General features: G+C 68.4%; 13 protein-coding genes. 8 read left to right on the top strand and 5 right to left on the bottom strand.

The features are described 5' to 3' along the window. Position 1 precedes the first annotated feature (1 nt). Both AC1DCJ_RS02510 and dapE read left to right on the top strand, forming a co-directional pair. Positions 2-364 carry a Spx/MgsR family RNA polymerase-binding regulatory protein gene (locus AC1DCJ_RS02510; RefSeq protein WP_137189006.1) on the top strand — a complete coding sequence of 121 codons (363 nt, stop codon included), beginning with the start codon at positions 2-4 and terminating at the stop codon, positions 362-364. Further along, positions 361-1,488: a succinyl-diaminopimelate desuccinylase gene (dapE, locus tag AC1DCJ_RS02505; protein ID WP_320488384.1), complete on the top strand. Its 1,128-nt coding sequence runs from the start codon at positions 361-363 to the stop codon at positions 1,486-1,488. Before AC1DCJ_RS02510 ends, dapE begins: the two co-directional genes overlap by 4 nt. A gap of 187 nt (positions 1,489-1,675) precedes the next feature. On the opposite strand, the gene AC1DCJ_RS02500 is transcribed toward dapE, so the two are convergent. Next, on the bottom strand, positions 1,676-2,359 hold the full coding sequence (locus AC1DCJ_RS02500) for a pentapeptide repeat-containing protein (protein WP_478070001.1): 684 nt from the start codon (positions 2,357-2,359) through the stop codon (positions 1,676-1,678). Between the two features lie 277 nt (positions 2,360-2,636). Then, positions 2,637-3,515, bottom strand: a complete 879-nt coding sequence (locus AC1DCJ_RS02495) for a tetratricopeptide repeat protein (RefSeq protein ID WP_478070000.1) — start codon at positions 3,513-3,515, stop codon at positions 2,637-2,639. A gap of 337 nt (positions 3,516-3,852) precedes the next feature. On the opposite strand from AC1DCJ_RS02495, the gene asnB reads away from it, so the two are divergent. Both asnB and AC1DCJ_RS02485 read left to right on the top strand, forming a co-directional pair. After that, positions 3,853-5,544 (top strand): asparagine synthase B, encoded by a 1,692-nt coding sequence (asnB, locus tag AC1DCJ_RS02490; protein ID WP_478069999.1) that lies wholly within the window; start codon positions 3,853-3,855, stop codon positions 5,542-5,544. A 71-nt stretch (positions 5,545-5,615) separates the two neighbouring features. After that, positions 5,616-6,998: a cation:proton antiporter gene (locus AC1DCJ_RS02485; protein ID WP_478069998.1), complete on the top strand. Its 1,383-nt coding sequence runs from the start codon at positions 5,616-5,618 to the stop codon at positions 6,996-6,998. Positions 6,999-7,366: 368 nt separating this feature from the next. On the opposite strand, the gene AC1DCJ_RS02480 is transcribed toward AC1DCJ_RS02485, so the two are convergent. Beyond that, positions 7,367-9,724 carry a penicillin acylase family protein gene (locus AC1DCJ_RS02480; RefSeq protein ID WP_478069997.1) on the bottom strand — a complete coding sequence of 786 codons (2,358 nt, stop codon included), beginning with the start codon at positions 9,722-9,724 and terminating at the stop codon, positions 7,367-7,369. A gap of 154 nt (positions 9,725-9,878) precedes the next feature. Here AC1DCJ_RS02480 and bfr point away from each other — a divergent pair, with 154 nt between their 5' ends. Then, positions 9,879-10,367: a bacterioferritin gene (gene bfr / locus AC1DCJ_RS02475; protein ID WP_447592724.1), complete on the top strand. Its 489-nt coding sequence runs from the start codon at positions 9,879-9,881 to the stop codon at positions 10,365-10,367. Between the two features lie 467 nt (positions 10,368-10,834). Here the strand turns inward: bfr and parC are convergent, their stop codons facing one another. Together parC and AC1DCJ_RS02465 are read right to left on the bottom strand one after the other, a co-directional pair. Then, positions 10,835-13,078 carry a DNA topoisomerase IV subunit A gene (gene parC, locus AC1DCJ_RS02470; RefSeq protein ID WP_478069996.1) on the bottom strand — a complete coding sequence of 748 codons (2,244 nt, stop codon included), beginning with the start codon at positions 13,076-13,078 and terminating at the stop codon, positions 10,835-10,837. A gap of 58 nt (positions 13,079-13,136) precedes the next feature. Then, the gene (locus AC1DCJ_RS02465; protein WP_478069995.1) at positions 13,137-14,015 is read right to left on the bottom strand and encodes an AraC family transcriptional regulator; all 879 of its coding nucleotides are present in this window, start codon (positions 14,013-14,015) and stop codon (positions 13,137-13,139) included. 147 nt (positions 14,016-14,162) lie between these two features. Here AC1DCJ_RS02465 and AC1DCJ_RS02460 point away from each other — a divergent pair, with 147 nt between their 5' ends. Genes AC1DCJ_RS02460 through emrA form a run of 3 tightly spaced genes read left to right on the top strand, consistent with a single transcriptional unit; the run spans position 14,163 to position 17,288 of the window. Continuing rightward, on the top strand, positions 14,163-14,606 hold the full coding sequence (locus AC1DCJ_RS02460) for a MarR family winged helix-turn-helix transcriptional regulator (protein WP_038692375.1): 444 nt from the start codon (positions 14,163-14,165) through the stop codon (positions 14,604-14,606). Next, positions 14,603-16,096: an efflux transporter outer membrane subunit gene (locus AC1DCJ_RS02455; RefSeq protein ID WP_141058790.1), complete on the top strand. Its 1,494-nt coding sequence runs from the start codon at positions 14,603-14,605 to the stop codon at positions 16,094-16,096. Before AC1DCJ_RS02460 ends, AC1DCJ_RS02455 begins: the two co-directional genes overlap by 4 nt. Before the next feature lie 10 nt (positions 16,097-16,106). Further along, entirely contained in the window at positions 16,107-17,288 is a 1,182-nt protein-coding gene (gene emrA, locus AC1DCJ_RS02450) for a multidrug efflux MFS transporter periplasmic adaptor subunit EmrA (RefSeq protein ID WP_137189015.1), read from the top strand. Positions 17,289-17,293 lie beyond the last annotated feature (5 nt).

Raw genomic sequence — 17,293 nt, 5'->3', positions numbered from 1 at the left:
CATGACCACCACCGTGTATGGGTTGAAGAACTGCGACACCTGCAAGAAGGCCACCAAGTGGCTGGATCGTTTCACGGTGCCGTATGCGTTTGTCGACTACCGCGAAGCGAAGCCGACACCGGAAACGCTGGTCGACTGGGCCGGGCAGGCCGGCGGCTTCGCTGCCCTGGTCAACAAATCGTCGACCACCTGGCGGCAGTTGCCGGACAACCGCAAGGCGGCCGCGTCCGATGCCGAGTGGAAACTGTTGTTGCGCGAGCACCCGCAGTTGATCAAGCGCCCGGTGGTGGTCACCGCCGATGGCGTGATGACCCAGGGCTTCACCGACAACGGCTTCAAGCAGCGGTTCGGGGTGGGCGCGTGAGCGATGTGCTTGCGCTGACCTGCGACCTGATCGCACGGCGGTCGGTCACCCCCGACGACGCCGGGTGCCAGCCGTTGCTGGCCGCGCGGCTGGCGGCGGCCGGTTTCCACTGCGAACACCTGCGCCTGGGCGAGGTCGACAACCTGTGGGCCACCCATGGCCAGGGCGCGCCGGTGCTGGTGCTGCTCGGGCATACCGACGTGGTGCCGACCGGGCCGGTCGAGGCCTGGACCAGCGATCCGTTCGATCCGCAGATCCGTGATGGCGTGCTGTACGGGCGCGGTGCGGCGGACATGAAAGGCAGCGTGGCCGCGTTCGTGGTGGCCGCCGAGCAGTTCGTGGCCGCCCATCCCGAGCATCCCGGCACGCTGGCGGTGCTGCTGACCAGCGACGAGGAAGGCGATGCCATCGACGGTGTGCGTCGCGTGGCCGACATCTTCCGCGAACGCGGCCAGGCCATCGACTGGTGCATCACCGGTGAGCCGTCCTCCACTGCGGTGCTGGGCGACCTGCTGCGTGTGGGTCGCCGCGGCAGCCTCTCGGCCACGCTGACGGTAAAGGGTGTGCAGGGCCATGTGGCGTATCCGGACAAGGCGCGCAATCCGATCCATCTGGCCGCTGCGGCCCTGGCCGAACTCACCGCACGGCATTGGGACGATGGCTTCGAGAGCTTCCCGCCGACCAGCCTGCAGGTGTCCAACATTCATGCCGGTACCGGCGCCAATAATGTGATTCCCGGGGAGCTGCAGGTGCTGTTCAACCTGCGCTACAACCCGCACTGGAACGCGCCCGCGTTGGAGCAGGAGATCGCTGCGCTGCTGGAGCGTCATGCACTCGAGTACACGCTCAAGTGGCATCGCAGTGGCGAGCCGTTCTACACCCCGGAAGGCACCCTGCGCCGCGTGGCGCGCGAGGTGCTGGGCGAATTCGCCGGCGCACCGCCGGAAGAAAGCACCGGCGGCGGCACCTCCGACGCGCGCTTCATCGCGCCGCTGGGCGCGCAGTGCATCGAAGTGGGGCCGGTCAATGCCAGCATCCACCAGGTCGACGAGAACGTGCGCGTCGCGGATCTGGAGGCGCTGCCGGCGTTGTACCAGCGGTTGATCGAGCGTTTGCTCGCCTGACGCCATCGGGTTGAATCAACCGCCGCACTATCGGGTTTAGGTGCTGCGCCGACCAACGGTCGGCGCCTACCGCGTCAGGCAGAAACCGACCGTATCAGGTAGGAACCGACCGTATCAGGTAGGAGCCGACCGTATCAGGTAGGAGCCGACCGTATCAGGTAGGAACCGACCGTTGGTCGGTTCGCCCTTACGCCACGATCAACCCGAACGCGGCCAGCGCCGCGGCTGCCTGCTGCTGCGAAATCACCGCCTTCTTGAACAGCTTGGCGTCCATCACGTTGAGCCCGCTGATGTCGGTGCCGCGCAGGTCGGCGCCCTCGAACCGGGTCAGCCGGGTCTGTGCGTTGCGCAGGCTGCCGCCGGTGAATACCGCATCGCGGAAATCACAGCCGGACAGCTCCGCATCGGAAAAATCCATCCCCTGCAGGTCCGCCTTGCGGAACGAAAGCCCGCGCAGGTCGGCACTGACCAGCAGGCAATCACGGAATTCCAGTGCCCAGCCGGTCACTTCCTGCAGGTGCGCGCCGGTGAGCTTGCAGTCGTGGAACTGCACCGAGGACAGGGTGGCGCGGCGCCAGTGACTGTTGTTCAGATCACAATGCGAGAAGCGCGCATCGCTGAGCAGCGCCGAACTGAAGTCGCACTGCCCGCCACGGCATTTCAGCCACTGGCTTTCCTCCAGCGACGCGGCCAGCCAGTTCGCACCGGCCACCGAGCAATGGTTGAACTGGAAGCCGTCCATGTCCAGGCGCGAAAAATCGCCGTGATCGAAGATGCAGCCCTCGAAGACGGCGGCACGCGGATGCGCGGCGATGATCGTCTGCATGCGCGCGCGGGTGATGGTGTCGTCGCGGAAAATGGCGGTGGTCATGCGGCCATTCTGGGTGATGTGCGGCGTGGGTGGGAGTCTTGAAGGTGAGTGCGGAGTGTGTACAAAGCTTCCCGGCGCGTGATGCGACGTTCAATCCGATATTGGATCAGATGTTCAATCCGCTGCGAAATCCGACGTTCAATCCGACGTTCAATCCGACGTCCAATCCGCGGGTAGAGCCGACCGTTGGTCGGCTGCCGTTGATGCCGGCACGTGCAGCCGACCAACGGTCGGCTCTACCGGGTTGGTTGGACGTGCAGCCGATTACCGGGTGGCGTCAATCGAAGGTCCAGAAGGGCGGTTTGATCCGCTCGCGCCAGTACGATTCGCCGGCCAGGTAGAACTGCTGCGCCTCGGCCCTGGCGAACCAGCCGGCGGCGGCGTCCAGGTCGCGGGTCACGCCGGCGCGGCCGCGGCCGAGCAGCAGGCCGCTGAAGTACTGCCCGTAGACGTTGCCCTGGTCGCCTGCCTGCCGGTACCACCGCAGCGCCTGGTTGCCATCGCGGGGCAGGCCACCCATCCCGGTTTCATACAGCGTGCCCAGGTCCACCTGGGCGTCGGCGTCGCCGCGCCGGGCGCGCTTCTGGATGTCCAGCACGAGCGGGTGCAGTGCGTCGTCCTGCGGCGCGATGGCCTGCGGCAGCCGCGACGATTCGGAGGACATGTGGTTGTAGATCGTCGCGCGCAGGTCCCAGCGCAACGCGCTGGCGGCTTCGCCACGCTCGCGGTGGAAGCGGGCCAGCATCAACATGGCCATCGGATTGCCGTGCTCGGCGGCGGCGCGGTACCAGCGCTCGGCCCGGCGCGGCGAGGGGCGCAGCGCGGCGCCCTGGACCACGTGCGGGCCGTCACCGTGCAGCAGCTGGCCGTCGGTCCAGATCCGGCCCAGCGCCTCCTCGGCCTGCGGGTTGTGGAACGTCCACGGCGTGGCTGTGGCGGCGCGCTCGTACCAGCCCACGGCACGCGGGTCGTTGAACCGTTCATAGGTGCGGGCCGCCTCCCAGGCGCTGTCGAAGCGGCCGTCGGCGGCCTTGGCCTCCACCGCCTGGACCAGCGCAGCGGGGGTGCGTGACGGCGTGCTGGCGCAGGCGGCCAGGGCAAGGGTGAGGGCGATGCCGCCCACGCGGGGGGCGATGCGTCCGATGCGAAGGGTCATTCCAGCCGGGTCGTGCAGAGGGGGCGTGATTATCGCCCCCGTCGGCTGTACCCCTGCATTGCCCGCGGCCGCATGGTTGCCATCGCAACAGTTGCACGGCCGCCAAAACCCGGTTACGGTCGATCCATGTCCTCGTTCCTGGCCACCGCCGTCACCAATACCAACCGCAGCAATCTGCGCGCGAATAATCGTGCGCGGCCGATGCGGGACTGCGACCAGGGCTAGTACAAGCAACACGCCCGGACTCCAGAAAACCCGCATCGTCCGATGCGGGTTTTTTTATGGCCGCTCGAACGCATGCATCACGTGTATTCCCCCATCATCAGGAGCTGTTCCCATGTGTTCGATCTTCGGTATTTTCGGCCTGCAGGCGGGCGACGACCTTCCCGCCCTGCGCCGCCATGCGCTGGACCTGTCCCAGCGCCAGCGCCATCGCGGCCCGGACTGGAGCGGGGTGTACGTCGATGCCGGCGCCATCCTGATCCACGAACGCCTGGCCATCGTCGATCCCGCCGGTGGCTCGCAGCCGCTGCTGTCGCAGGACGGCGGCCTGGCCCTGGCGGTCAACGGCGAGATCTACAACCACACCGAACTGAAGGCCGAACTGGCCCAGCCCTACGCGTTCCAGACCGGCTCGGACTGCGAAGTCATCAACGCGCTGTACCGCGAAGACAGCCCGGCCTCCTTCCTCAACCGCCTCAACGGCATCTTCGCCTTCGCGCTGTGGGACCGCGACCAGCAGCGGGTGCTGATCGCGCGTGATCCGATCGGCGTGGTGCCGCTGTACTGGGGCCACGACAAGGACGGCCGCCTGGTGGTCGCCTCGGAACTGAAGTCGCTGGTGGACATCTGCGCCGATGCCGCGCAGTTCCCGCCGGGCCACTGGTACGACAGCGCCACCGATACGCTTACCCGCTACTACGTGCGACCGTGGCGTGACTACGACGCGGTGGAAGGGGTGGAGGCCGACCGGGTGGAACTGCGCGAAGCCTTCGAGCGTGCGGTGCATCGCCAGTTGATGACCGACGTGCCGTACGGCGTGCTGCTGTCCGGCGGGCTGGATTCCTCGCTGGTGGCGGCGGTCGCCGCGCGCTACGCACGGCATCGCATCGAGGATGGCGACCAGAGCGAAGCGTGGTGGCCGCGCCTGCATTCGTTCGCCATCGGCCTGAAGGGCTCGCCCGACCTGGCCGCCGCGGCCATCGCCGCCGAGGCGCTGGGCACCGTGCACCACGGCTTCGAGTACACCTTCGAAGAAGGCCTGGACGCGCTGCCGGAGGTGATCCGCCACGTGGAAACCTACGACGTCACCACCATTCGCGCCTCCACGCCGATGTTCCTGCTGGCGCGTCGGATCAAGGCGATGGGGGTGAAGATGGTGCTGTCCGGCGAGGGCAGCGACGAGATCTTCGGCGGCTACCTGTATTTCCACAAGGCGCCCAACGCACGCGAATTCCACGAAGAACTGGTGCGCAAGCTCGATGCACTCAACAACTACGATTGCCTGCGCGCCAACAAGTCGATGATGGCCTGGGGCGTGGAGCCGCGCGTGCCGTTCCTGGACCGTGAGTTCCTCGACGTGGCGATGCGTATCGACGCCAAGCACAAGATGGTCGGGCAGGGGCCGCAGGGCGCCCGCCGGATCGAAAAAGCGGTGCTGCGCGAAGCGTTCGAAGGGTACCTGCCCGAGTCGATCCTGTGGCGGCAGAAGGAGCAGTTCAGCGATGGCGTCGGCTATGGCTGGATCGACGGGCTGAAGGCGCATGCCGAAGCGCAGATCAGCGACCGGGTGATGGCCGCGGCCGACAAGCGCTTCGTGCACAACCCGCCGCAGACCAAGGAGGCTTACTACTACCGCCACGTGTTCGAGCAGTACTTCCCGACCCAGGCGGCGGCGGAAACCGTGCCGGGCGGCAAGTCGATCGCGTGCTCCTCGCCGGCTGCGATCGCCTGGGACGCCAGCTTCGCCAGCATGGCCGATCCGTCCGGGCGCGCGGTGGCCGGTGTGCACGAGCAGGCCCTGGCCTGATGCCATGCGGCAGGGCTGGCGGGAACACCGCCAGCCCGTAGAATCGCTCCGTCAATCGATGGGGATCGGGAATGGAAGCAGATACCACCGGCGGCATGCGCCGTAGCGGGCTGGCCTGGCGTTACCTGGGCTGGGTGGCGCTGCCGTTGCTGGTGGGCCTGGGCCTGGCGCGGTATGCCGGCCCCACCGTGGCGGTGCAGGTGGAACGGGCGCAATCGTCGCTGGGCGCCGAGTGGGCCGCGCACCTGCATGCCCCGCTGGGCCTGTTCCTGATGCAGTTGCTGGTGCTGCTGCTGGTGGCCAAAGGCGCCGGCTGGCTGTTTCGGCGCTTCGGCCAACCGGGCGTGATCGGCGAGATGGCCGCCGGGCTGATGATGGGCCCGCTGGTGCTGGGGGCGCTGTTGCCGCAGGTGCACGGCGCGCTGTTCCCCGCCGCGTCGTTGGGCTCGCTGGGGCTGCTCAGCCAGTTGGGTGTGCTGATGTTCCTGCTGGTGGCCGGGGCCGAACTGGACCTGGGCGGATTGCGCGGACGCCGCCGGTTTGCGTTCGTGGTCAGCCATGCCGGCATCGCAGTGCCGTTCGTACTGGGCGTGGCGTTGGCGATCTGGCTGTACGGTGCGCACGCGCCCCGCGGGATCGGGTTTACCGGGTTCGCGTTGTTCGTGGGCATTTCATTGAGCATCACCGCGTTCCCGGTGCTGCTGCGCATCCTCGCCGACCGGGGCATGACCGCCACACCGCTGGGCCAGACCGCCATCGCCTGCGCCGCGCTCGGCGATGCCACCGCGTGGTGCCTGCTGGCGCTGATCGTGGCGGCCGCGCAGGCGCAGGGCTGGGTGCCGGCCGCGCTCAACCTGGTCTGCGTGGTGGTGTTCGTCGGGGTGATGCTGGGCCTGGTGCGGCCGTGGTTCTCGCGGCAGGTGATTGCAGCCGGGCAGGAAGGCCGCTGGCTGCTGGTGATGCTGCTGATGGCCTTGGGCTGCGCACTGGTCACCGAAATGCTGGGCATCCATGCGCTGTTTGGCGCATTCGCCGCTGGCGTGGCGGTGTCGGGCAACGCCACCCTGCGGCATACGGTGGCAGCCAGAGTCGAACCATTCGCGGTCACGCTGCTGCTGCCGTTGTTCTTTGCCATGACCGGCCTGCGCATGCGTGCCGATGCCCTGCAGGCCAGCGACCTGCTGCTGTGCGTGGTGGTGATCGGCGTGGCCACGGTGGGCAAGCTGTTCGGTACGTGGAGCGCGGCGCGCAGCGCCGGCATGGGCAACCACGAGGCGTGGAAGCTGGGCGCGTTGATGAACACCCGCGGCCTGATGGAGTTGATCGTGCTCAACCTGGGCTACGAACTGGGCTTCCTGGGCGACCGCCTGTTCGCGGTGCTGGTGATCATGGCGCTGGTGACCACGGCGATGACGGGGCCGTTGTTGGGCCTGATCGAACGTTGCCGACGTTGAATTCGGCGGTGTACCGACCAACGGTCGGTACCTACCGGTGGGGCGTGTCGGGTAACCGTCGGCGTGGTCGGGTGGGGTGTACCGACCAACGGTCGGTACCTACCGGGGGGGGGTGTCGGGTAACCGTCGGGATGGTCGGGTGGGGTGTACCGACCAACGGTCGGTACCTACCGGTGGGGTGTGTCGGGTAACCGTCGGGATGGTCGGGTGGGGTGTACCGACCAACGGTCGGTACCTACCGGTGGGGTGTGTCGACCAACCGTCGGGATGGTCGGGTGGGGTGTACCGACCAACGGTCGGTACCTACCGGGCCATATCGCGGTAGAGCCGACCGTTGGTCGGCTGCTTCATCACCGTCCGGCAACCCATCATTCCCGCGTCGGCACCAACCGGAGCGTATGCACCGTCGCACCGGGCAGGAACGGTGTCGGTGTGCCGTTGACCCAGTCCTGGTGCCCCGCGCCCCAGAACGGTGACAGCGGGTGCCCGCTCTGGCCGCCGGGCATGTGGATGATGCCGTCGGCTTCATGCCCGGGCGACACCACCATGCGCTGCGAGGCGCCAAACGCCGGGCCCTGCACGCGCGGCATGTCGCGGTCGCCGGGCAGGCGGTCGGCCGGCATGCACAGCCACGACCGGGCGAAGGCGGGCAGGGCGCGGCTGACCGGGTGGCAGATCGCCGCGGTGTTGCGCTCGCCCCAGCTGCGCTCGGCGAGGGTGGGTCCCTGCGCGGCCAGGTCGGCCTCCAGGCGCCGGGCGGCGTCGGCCAGCAGCGCGTCCCAACTGGCATACGGCGGTGGCAGCAGGTGCGCGGGGCGTTCGTTGACCAGCGGCCACAGCACGCCTTCGATCTGCGCCAGGCGCGGCTCCAGGTAGGCATCGCCCAGGCGCTGCTTCGCCGGTGCCAGCAGGCCCGCCGATACGCTGTCCAGCACCATGCCGCGGAAGCCGCGCGTGATCCGGTAGCTCACCGAATCGGCGGCGGCGCGCCCGTCCCAGTGCCGGCTGGCCCGCTCCAGTCGCTGCAGCGCCGGGTCGTCGCTGTGTTCGACCACCTGCCGCAGCAGCGTCCACCAGCGCTGCAGGAACACGGCGCGGTCGTCGAGCTGGATGGCCAGCAGGTCGCGTTCGTTGAAGCGTTCCTTCGCCAACAGGCCATCGCGGATCTGCTGCCCACGCGCGCCCACGTCATAGCCGCCGTTGCCCGCCACCGCCAGCGCGCTGCCATCGAGCACGCGGCCGTTGGCAGTCCACAAACGGTGGTTGGCTGGGTCGATCAGCGCCGGCGAGGCGTCGCTGCGGATCGGCCAGGGCGCGCAGTGCGCGGCTACCGGCGTGGCCGCGCCCGCCGGCGGGCAGTCCGCGCTGCGGTCCGGGCGAGCGCCGATCAGTCGCCAGGCGATGCGGCCCTGGCGGTCGGCCAGCAGCAGGTTCTGGGTCGGGATGCCGGCGCGGTCGGCGATCTGCAGTGCGTCGTCCAGGGTGGCCGCCCGCGCCATGTCGGCGAAGTCCAGGCGCACCGCGCCGGGCAGCTGTGCGGTCCAGCGCAGTGCCTCTCCACTGCCGTCGGGACGCTCGTGCAGGATCGGGCCCCAGGCCGTCTCGCGCACGCGCAGCATGGTGTCCGGCTGCCCGGCCACACGGATGCGCTCGGTGTGGGTGGTGATGCCGTCGAGGGTGCCGGGCGCATGTGCCGGCACGTGGACGTAATCGGCGTTGTCGATGTAGCTGTTGGTGAAGCCCCATGCGACGTGGCCATTGCTGCCCACCACGATCGCGGGCAGCCCGGGCAGCGAGAAGCCGCTCACGTCGACCGTGCCGCCCGGCGCCTGGGCGTCGGGGTAGCGCAGCCGCACCCGGAACCACAGGGCCGGTGCGCGCAGCCCCAGGTGCATGTCATCGGCCAGGATCGCGCGGCCATCGGCGGTAAGCGCGCCGGCCACGGCGAAGTTGTTGCTGCCGTGCACGTCCGGGTCGGCGTGCCCGGCGGCGCTGGCCGAGTGCGCGGGAGCGGGCGCGCGCAGATCCAGCGCGTCCGGTCCCGGCAGCACCGCATTGCCGCGTGGCGCGCCGAACAGCGGTGCATCCCACTCGCTGCCGTCGTGGCTGAGCAGGGCGTACAGCGCGGGCGGCACCACCGCGCGGATGCGCGCCATGGCCAGTTCGGTCTGGTTGCTGGGGTCCTGCAGGTCGGCGTACATCGCCAGCCCGGTCAGCACGCTGTCCTCGGCCAGCCAGGGGGTGGGCCGCTGGCGCAGCAGCAGGTAGGGCCAGGGCCGCACCCGCAGGTCGGTCAGGCCCTGGTTGACCCCGGCCACGTAGGCCTGCAGGGGCAGGGGATCGGTGCCGACGGCCGCCGCAAGGTTGGCGTGGGTGCGGGCGCGCAGGCGATGCACGCGCATGCGCTGGTCGACCGGCACGGCGGCCGGGCCAAACAGTTCGGCCAGCTCCCCGGCGGCGCTGCGCCGCATCAGGTCCATCTCGAAGTAGCGTTCCTGGGCATGCACCAGCCCCAGCGCCCGCATCGCATCGGCCTGGCTGGCCGCGTCGATGGTGACCACCCCGCGCGCATCGCGGCTGATGCTGGCCGGTGCCTGCAGGCCATCCACCGGCAGCGTGCCGTCCAGGTGCGCCAGGCTGCCGCGCAGCAGCCACCACAGGGTGGCGATGAGCACGACGCCGAACACCAGCGACACCCACAGCAACCGCGTAAGCCAACGACGCATGCAGCATCCCCCGATGGTGGTATGCGTTGGATTGTAGGGGCTGTGAACGTCACGTGGACGCCGCTGCAAGCGCAACTGCAACTGATTCCGATTAGATCATTGGAATTCTGGATGGGGCACCATGCGCGCATTGATTCATCAGGAGCACCCCCACATGAAAGGCAATCCGGACGTCATCGCGTGCCTGAAGGAACTGCTGCGCGGCGAACTGGCTGCGCGTGACCAGTACTTCATCCATTCGCGCCGCTACGAAGACCAGGGCCTGATGGCGCTGTACGAGCGCCTCAACCACGAGATGGAAGAAGAGACCCAGCACGCCGATGCGCTGCTGCGCCGGATCCTGTTCCTCGGTGGCACCCCGGACATGCGTCCGCATGGCTTCGAGCCGGGTGTGACCGTGGAGGAGATGCTGCAGAAGGACCTGGACACCGAATACAGCGTGCGCAACAACCTGGCTGCCGGCATGAAGCTGTGCGAGCAGCACCAGGACTTCGTGAGTCGCGACATGCTGCTGGTGCAGTTGAAGGACACCGAAGAAGACCATGCCTGGTGGCTGGAACAGCAGCTGGGCCTGATCAAGCGGATCGGGCTGGCGCTGTACCAGACCAGCAAGATGGATGCGAAGGGTACGTCCGGTCACTGACGCGCATACGCGCATCAGCCCCACGATGTGCCGCGCACATCGCGGGCCCCGGCGTATCACCTTCCACATCCCCGCGCCTGTCGGCGCGCCCCCTTGGACTCCAAGGGGGCTGTTTCTCCAGACGGTGTCCTGGACGCGTGACGATCCACCGACCCGTCATCGGGTTCTGCTCGCCAGCCAGCCTTCGCCAGCACGCTGCAGAAGCCATCGTCCGCCCGCCAGCATCCGCCAGCCAGCGACGAACGAAAAAGCCGGGGATTTCCCGGCTTTTTCGTTTTTTGGGGCACTGCGTAGTGCCGGGCTCTGCCCGGCAACCGTGCAACGCGCGGCGGATGCAGCCGGGCAGAGCCCGGCTCTACGGGGATCGTGCAGCCGACCAACGGTCGGCTCTACGTGCGGGGGCTGTGTGGGAACGCAAACGGCCGGGTTTCCCCGGCCGTTTTTTCATCTGCGCGGGTTGCTTGCGGTTACTCCACCGCCAGCCCTTCCACCTTCTGCCAGCCACGCGGCAGCAGGTGGCCACGCGTGGCGCGCGTGCCCAGGTAGGTTTCCAGGTCCTTGAAGGACAGGTTCATGGTGCGCGTGCCGCTGCGTACCAGCAGGGTGTTGCCCGGGCCCACCGACACCACGGCGACCACGCGCTCGGTGGCGAGCTTGGCCTTGGGGATGTCGATGATCTTGTTGCCCTTGCCCTTGTCCAGTTCCGGCAGGTCGCCGGCGGCGATCGCCAGCAGGTTGCCCGAGCTGGTCACCGCCACGATGCGATCGGTTTCCGGGTTGGCCACCACGGCCGGGGTCAGCACCTTGGAGCCGGAGGTCAGGTTGAGCATCGCCTTGCCGGCCTTGTTGCGCCCGGTCAGGTTCTCGAAGCGGGTCACGAAGCCGTAGCCGTGGCTGGAGGCCAGCACGAAGCGGGTGTTGTTTTCCCCACTGGCCAGGGTCAGGAACTGGCTGCCGGCGGCCGGCGAGAAGCGGCCGGTCAGCGGTTCGCCGTTGCCACGGGCCGAGGGCAGGGTGTGGATCAGCGTGGAGTACGCACGGCCCTCGCTGTCCAGGAACGCGACCTGCTGGGTACTGCGCGCCCGCACCGAGCCCAGCAGGGCATCGCCGTCGCGGTAGGACAGCGTGGACGGGTCCATGTCGTGGCCCTTGGCCGCGCGGATCCAGCCCTTCTCCGACAGCACCACGGTCATCGGCTCGCTCGGCACCAGCTCGGTTTCGTCGATGGCCTGGGCCGCACCGCGCTGCACCAGCGGCGAGCGACGGTCATCGCCGAACTTCTTGGCATCGGCCGTCAGTTCGTCGCGGATCAGCTTCTTCAGCTTGGCCTTGCTGTCCAGGATGCCCAGGATCTTGTCGCGCTCCTTGGCCAGCTCGTCCTGCTCGCCGCGGATCTTCATTTCTTCCAGGCGGGCCAGCTGCTTCAGGCGGGTGTCCAGGATGTATTCGGCCTGTTCCTCGCTCAGGCTGAAGCGCGCGATCAGCGCCGGCTTGGCCTCGTCCTCGGTGCGGATGATGCGGATCACTTCATCCAGGTTGAGGAAGGCCACCAGCAAACCGTCCAACAGGTGCAGGCGGCGCTCGACCTTCTGCAGGCGGTGGGTGAGGCGGCGGGTGACGGTGGTGGCGCGGAACTGCAGCCATTCGCTGAGCAGCATCTTCAGGTTCTTCACCTGCGGACGCCCGTCCAGGCCGATCACGTTGAGGTTGACCCGGTAGCTGCGCTCCAGGTCGGTGGTGGCGAACAGGTGGCCCATCAGCTGGTCGGCATCGACGCGGTTGGAGCGCGGCACCAGCACCACCCGCACCGGGTTGGCATGGTCGGACTCATCGCGGATGTCTTCCAGCCACGGCAGCTTCTTGGCGCGCATCTGCGCGGCGATCTGCTCGATCACCTTCGACGGCGATACCTGGAAGGGCAGCGCGTTGATGACGATGTTGGTCGATTCCTTGAAGTACGTCGCGCGCGCACGCACGCTGCCGTAGCCGGTTTCGTACATGTTCCGCAGGTCGGCCGGCGCGGTGATGATCTCGGCGAAGCTGGGGTAGTCCGGGCCCTTGACGTGCTCGCACAGGTCGGCAACGGTCGCGTCCGGATCGTCCAGCAGGTGCAGCAGCGCGCTGACGATCTCGTTGAGGTTGTGCGGCGGCACGTCGGTGGCCATGCCCACGGCGATGCCGGTGGTGCCGTTGAGCAGCAGGTGCGGCAGGCGCGCCGGCATCCAGGTCGGCTCTTCCAGGGTGCCGTCGAAGTTCGGGGTCCAGTCGGTGGTGCCCTGGTTGATTTCGCCCAGCAGCACCTCGGCGATCGGGGTCAGCTTGGATTCGGTGTAGCGCATCGCCGCGAACGACTTGGGATCGTCGGTGGAACCGAAGTTGCCCTGGCCTTCGATCAGCGGGTAGCGGTAGGAGAACGGCTGGGCCATCAGCACCAGCGCCTCGTAGCACGCGCTGTCGCCATGCGGGTGGTACTTACCGATCACATCACCCACGGTACGCGCGGACTTCTTCGGCTTGGAGGCGGCATTCAGGCCCAGCTCGCTCATCGAATAGATGATGCGGCGCTGCACCGGCTTCAGGCCGTCGCCGATGAACGGCAGTGCGCGATCGAGCACCACGTACATCGAATAGTCCAGGTACGCCCGTTCGGCGTACTCGCGCAGGGGCAGCTGTTCAAAGCCGTGGAAGGCGGGGCGGGCAAGATCGGTCATGCGGGATTGTTACCTGTGGCAAGGGACGGCGACGGCTGTCGCCCTCGCAGGCGGTCGATTATCCGGATGCGGCCGGGGATGCCAAGCCGCGTGTTGGATTCAGGGGCTGGCCGCTGCGCGCCAGGTAGCGCCCGGGCGGGCATCCGAAGTGCCGGCGGAACACGGTAACGAACGCGCTGGGGCTGCTGAAGCCCAGCTCGTGGGCGATATCGGACACGCTGTAGCCGTCGGACAAGCGGCGCAGGCCGTCGGCCAGGCGGGCCTGCTGGCGCCACTGGGCGAAGCTGAGTGTGGTTTCGTCGCGGAAGTGGCGGGTGAGGGTGCGCGGTGACAACCCGGCCCACTGCGCCCACTGTTCCAGGCTGCGGCCGTCGGCCGGGTCGGCGATCAGCTGCGAGGCGATCCGCAGCAGGCGCCGGTCCTGTGGCATCGGCAGGTGCATGCGCTGGCGCGGCGCGTTGCGGATTTCGTCCAGCAGCACCTCGATCATGTGCTGCTGGCGCAGGTCGGCCGCCGCAGCGGGCGTCCAGCGGGTCACCCGCATGGCCAGGGCCTGCAGCAGGTCGGAGATGGCCACCACGCAAGGTTCGCTCGGCAGGTCGTGGGCCAGCGCCGGGCTGATGATCAGGCCCCAGCCGCGCAGCGGCCCGGAGATGTCCACCGTGTGCGGCTCGCCGGGCGGCATCCAGCCGGCGCAGCCGGGCGGCAGCGACCAGTTGCCGTGGCGGGTGCGGGTGTTGAGCAGGCCGGCCTCCACGCAGATCAACTGGGCGCGGTGGTGCTGGTGCCAGTCGATCTCGCGCTCCAGCCCGCGCGGGCTGTCGACCTGGAAGCCCAGCACGCCCAGCCCATCGTCGCGCTCGAACCAGTCGAGCACCTCGTTGCGGATCATCTGGGTGGCGGCTGAGGCCGGGTCTGGCCTGAATGTGTTATCCATTGTCCAAATTGTAATACCCGGCCAGCTGAAGCGGCCATTAAGGTAGCCATCCCCGCATTGTTCCGGTTGTTGCAACACAGCATTTGGTTCCAGATTGAATATTTCCATTGAGAAATATATTTTCTGGAAGTAAAGTGCCGCCCCATGATGATCTGCCCTGAAACCACTCCTCCCAGCTTCGGGCTGCTGTTGCGCCAGGTGCGCGACGGCCTTGTCCGTCAGCTCGACACGTCGATGGCCGAGGAAAACCTTGGCATTGGTTTCACCCACTACCTCGGATTGAAGGTGCTCGCGGCCAAGGCCCCGTGTACCGCCAACGAGTTGGCCCAGGCCCTGGACCAGGTGCCCAGCGCGGTGACCCGCCTGCTGGACAAGCTGGAAGCCATGGGCTGCGTGCGGCGCGAGCCGCATGCCCAGGACCGGCGGGCGTTGCAGATCGTACTGACCGATGAAGGCCGCCAGTTGTGGGCCCGGCTGAAGCAGCGCGGCGACCAGACCATCGATGACGCCATGCGCGACCTGTCCACCGACGAGCGCGCCCAGCTGCTTTCCCTCATGACCCGTGTACGTGACTCGTTGATTACGCCATGACCTCCTCCCTTGATCGCACTTCTTCGCTGCGTCCGCTGCGCCCGGTGCTGGTATCGGTGCTTGCGCTGGCGCTGGCCGCCTGTGCCAGCAGCCGCGGCCTGCAGCCGCAGGCCACGCTGCTGGATGCCGACAGCCTGCAGACCCAGCGCACCCTGTCTGCCGCCGGCCTGAGCCAGCCCGGCTGGCCGGCCGCCGACTGGTGGCGCGCGCTGGGCGACCCGCAGCTGGACGCCCTGATCGCCGAAGGCCTGCAGCGCAACCCGGGCCTGGACGCGGCCGATGCGCGCCTGCGCCAGGCCCGCGCCCGGATCGGTACCGCCCACGCCGAGCGCCTGCCCAGCGTGTCCGCCTCCGGTGGCTACACCGGCGTGCGCCTGCCCGAATCGATGGTCGGCGACGAGCTCGGTGGCAGCTATGCCGGCAGCGGCCAGGCCTACCTCAGCTTCAGCTACGGCATCGACCTGTGGGGCGGCAAGCGCGCCGCCTGGGAAGCGGCCGTGGACAGTGGCCATGCCGCCGAAGTGGACGCGCAGGCCGCACGCCTGAACCTGTCGGCGGCTATCGCCGAGGCGTATGCGCAGCTGGGCTATGCCTACACGCTGCACGACGTGGCCAGCGAAGAGCTGGCGCGCTCGCAGAAGACCCTGGACCTGACCGCCCAGCGCCGCCGTGCCGGGATCGACAGTGACCTGCAGACCCGCCAGGCCGAAGCGCGCATTCCGGCCGCGCAGCAGCAGCAACAGGCCGCCCAGCAGCAGATCGACGAGGCCCGCACCGCGCTGGCTGCGCTGGTCGGGCAGGGCCCGGACCGCGGCCTGCAGATCGAGCGCCCGCAGGTGCTCAATCCGCTGGCCCTGCAGCTGCCCGGCGTGTTGCCGAGCGCGCTGCTGGGCCGCCGCCCGGATATCGTGGCCGCGCGCTGGCGCGTGGAAGCGGCCCATCGCGAGATTCACGCCGCGAAGGCCCAGTTCTATCCCAGCCTCAACCTGACCGCGCTGGGCGGGGTGGTGTCCAGTGAAGTGGACCAGCTGCTCAAGAGCGGCTCCACCTTCGCCTTCCTCGGCCCGGCGCTGAGCCTGCCGATCTTCGATGGCGGCCGCCTGCGCGCCAACCTGGACAAGACCGACGCCCAGTACGACCTGGCCGTGGCCGACTACAACCAGTCGGTGGTGAACGCATTGCGCGATGTGGCCGACCAGGTCAACGCGGTGCGCTCGCTGGCCAGCCAGGCCGCCGCGCAGCAGCAGGCGGTGGATACCGCCCGCGCAGCGCATGACCTGGCCGAGCAGCGCTACCGCGCCGGCATCGGCAGCTACCTGGAGGTTCTGGTGGTCGAAGAGCAGTTGCTGGTGTCCCAGCAGCGGCTGGCCGAACTGCAGTCCCGGCAGATCCTTGTTTCGGTGCGGCTGAGCCAGTCGCTGGGCGGTGGGTTCACCCCGTCCGGCGACACCGCCACGCTCGCCACCGCCCCTGATTCCACGCATTCCTGAGACACATCCCATGAGCCAGACATCCGCTCCCGCTGCCGCCCCGGCAGCTCCGTCCCGTCGCGGCAAGCTGCTGCGCGGCCTGTTGGTCATCGTGGTGCTGCTGCTGGCGGCGCTGGCGCTGTGGTACTTCATGTTCGGCCGCTGGTTCGAAGACACCGACGACGCCTACGTGCAGGGCAACCAGGTCCAGATCACCCCGCTGGTGACCGGTACCGTGGTGGCGATCAATGCCGATGACGGCATGCGCGTGGAGCGTGGGCAGCTGCTGGTGCAGCTGGACCCGGCCGACACCGAAGTGGCGCTGCAGCAGGCCGAAGCCAACCTGGCCAAGACCGTGCGCCAGACCCGCGGCCTGTACCGCAGCGTGGAAGGTGCACAGGCGGAATTGAATGCCCGCCAGGTGACCCTGAAGCGCGTCCGCGACGACTTCAACCGCCGCAAGGGCCTGGCCGCCAGCGGTGCGATCTCCAACGAAGAACTGGCCCACGCGCGTGATGAGCTGGCTGCCGCCGAAGCGGCCGTGGCCGGGTCGCGCGAAACCTTCGAGCGCAACAACGCGCTGGTCGATGACACCGTGATTGCCACCCAGCCGGACGTGCAGGCCGCCGCCGCGCAGCTGCGCCAGGCGTACCTCAACAATGCCCGCGCCGGTATCGTCGCGCCGGTGTCGGGCTATGTTGCCCGTCGTTCGGTGCAGGTTGGCCAGCGCGTTCAGCCGGGCAACGCCCTGATGGCCGTGGTGCCGACCGAACAGATGTGGGTGGAAGCCAACTTCAAGGAAACCCAGCTGCGCCACATGCGCCTTGGCCAGGAAGTGGAGCTGCGCTCGGACCTGTACGGTGGTGATGTGACCTACAAGGGCCGCATCGACAGCCTGGGCCTGGGCACCGGTTCGGCGTTCTCGCTGCTGCCTGCGCAGAATGCCAGCGGCAACTGGATCAAGATCGTGCAGCGCGTGCCGGTGCGCATCGCCATCGACGCCAAGCAGCTGGCCGAACACCCGCTGCGCATCGGTCTGTCGATCAAGGCCGAAGTGAGCCTGCGCGACCAGAAGGGCACGGTGCTGCCGACCCAGGCCGCCAAGGGCCAGGTGTTCGACACCGACGTCTACGCCAAGCAGCTGCACAGCGCCGATGATGCGATCCACGCCATCATCCAGCGCAACCTGCCGCAGCAGGCCAAGGCGAGCTGAGGTCA

The sequence above is a fragment of the Stenotrophomonas sp. 10N36 genome, from assembly GCF_056395005.1.
This window is presented reverse-complemented; position numbering and strand designations above follow the sequence as displayed.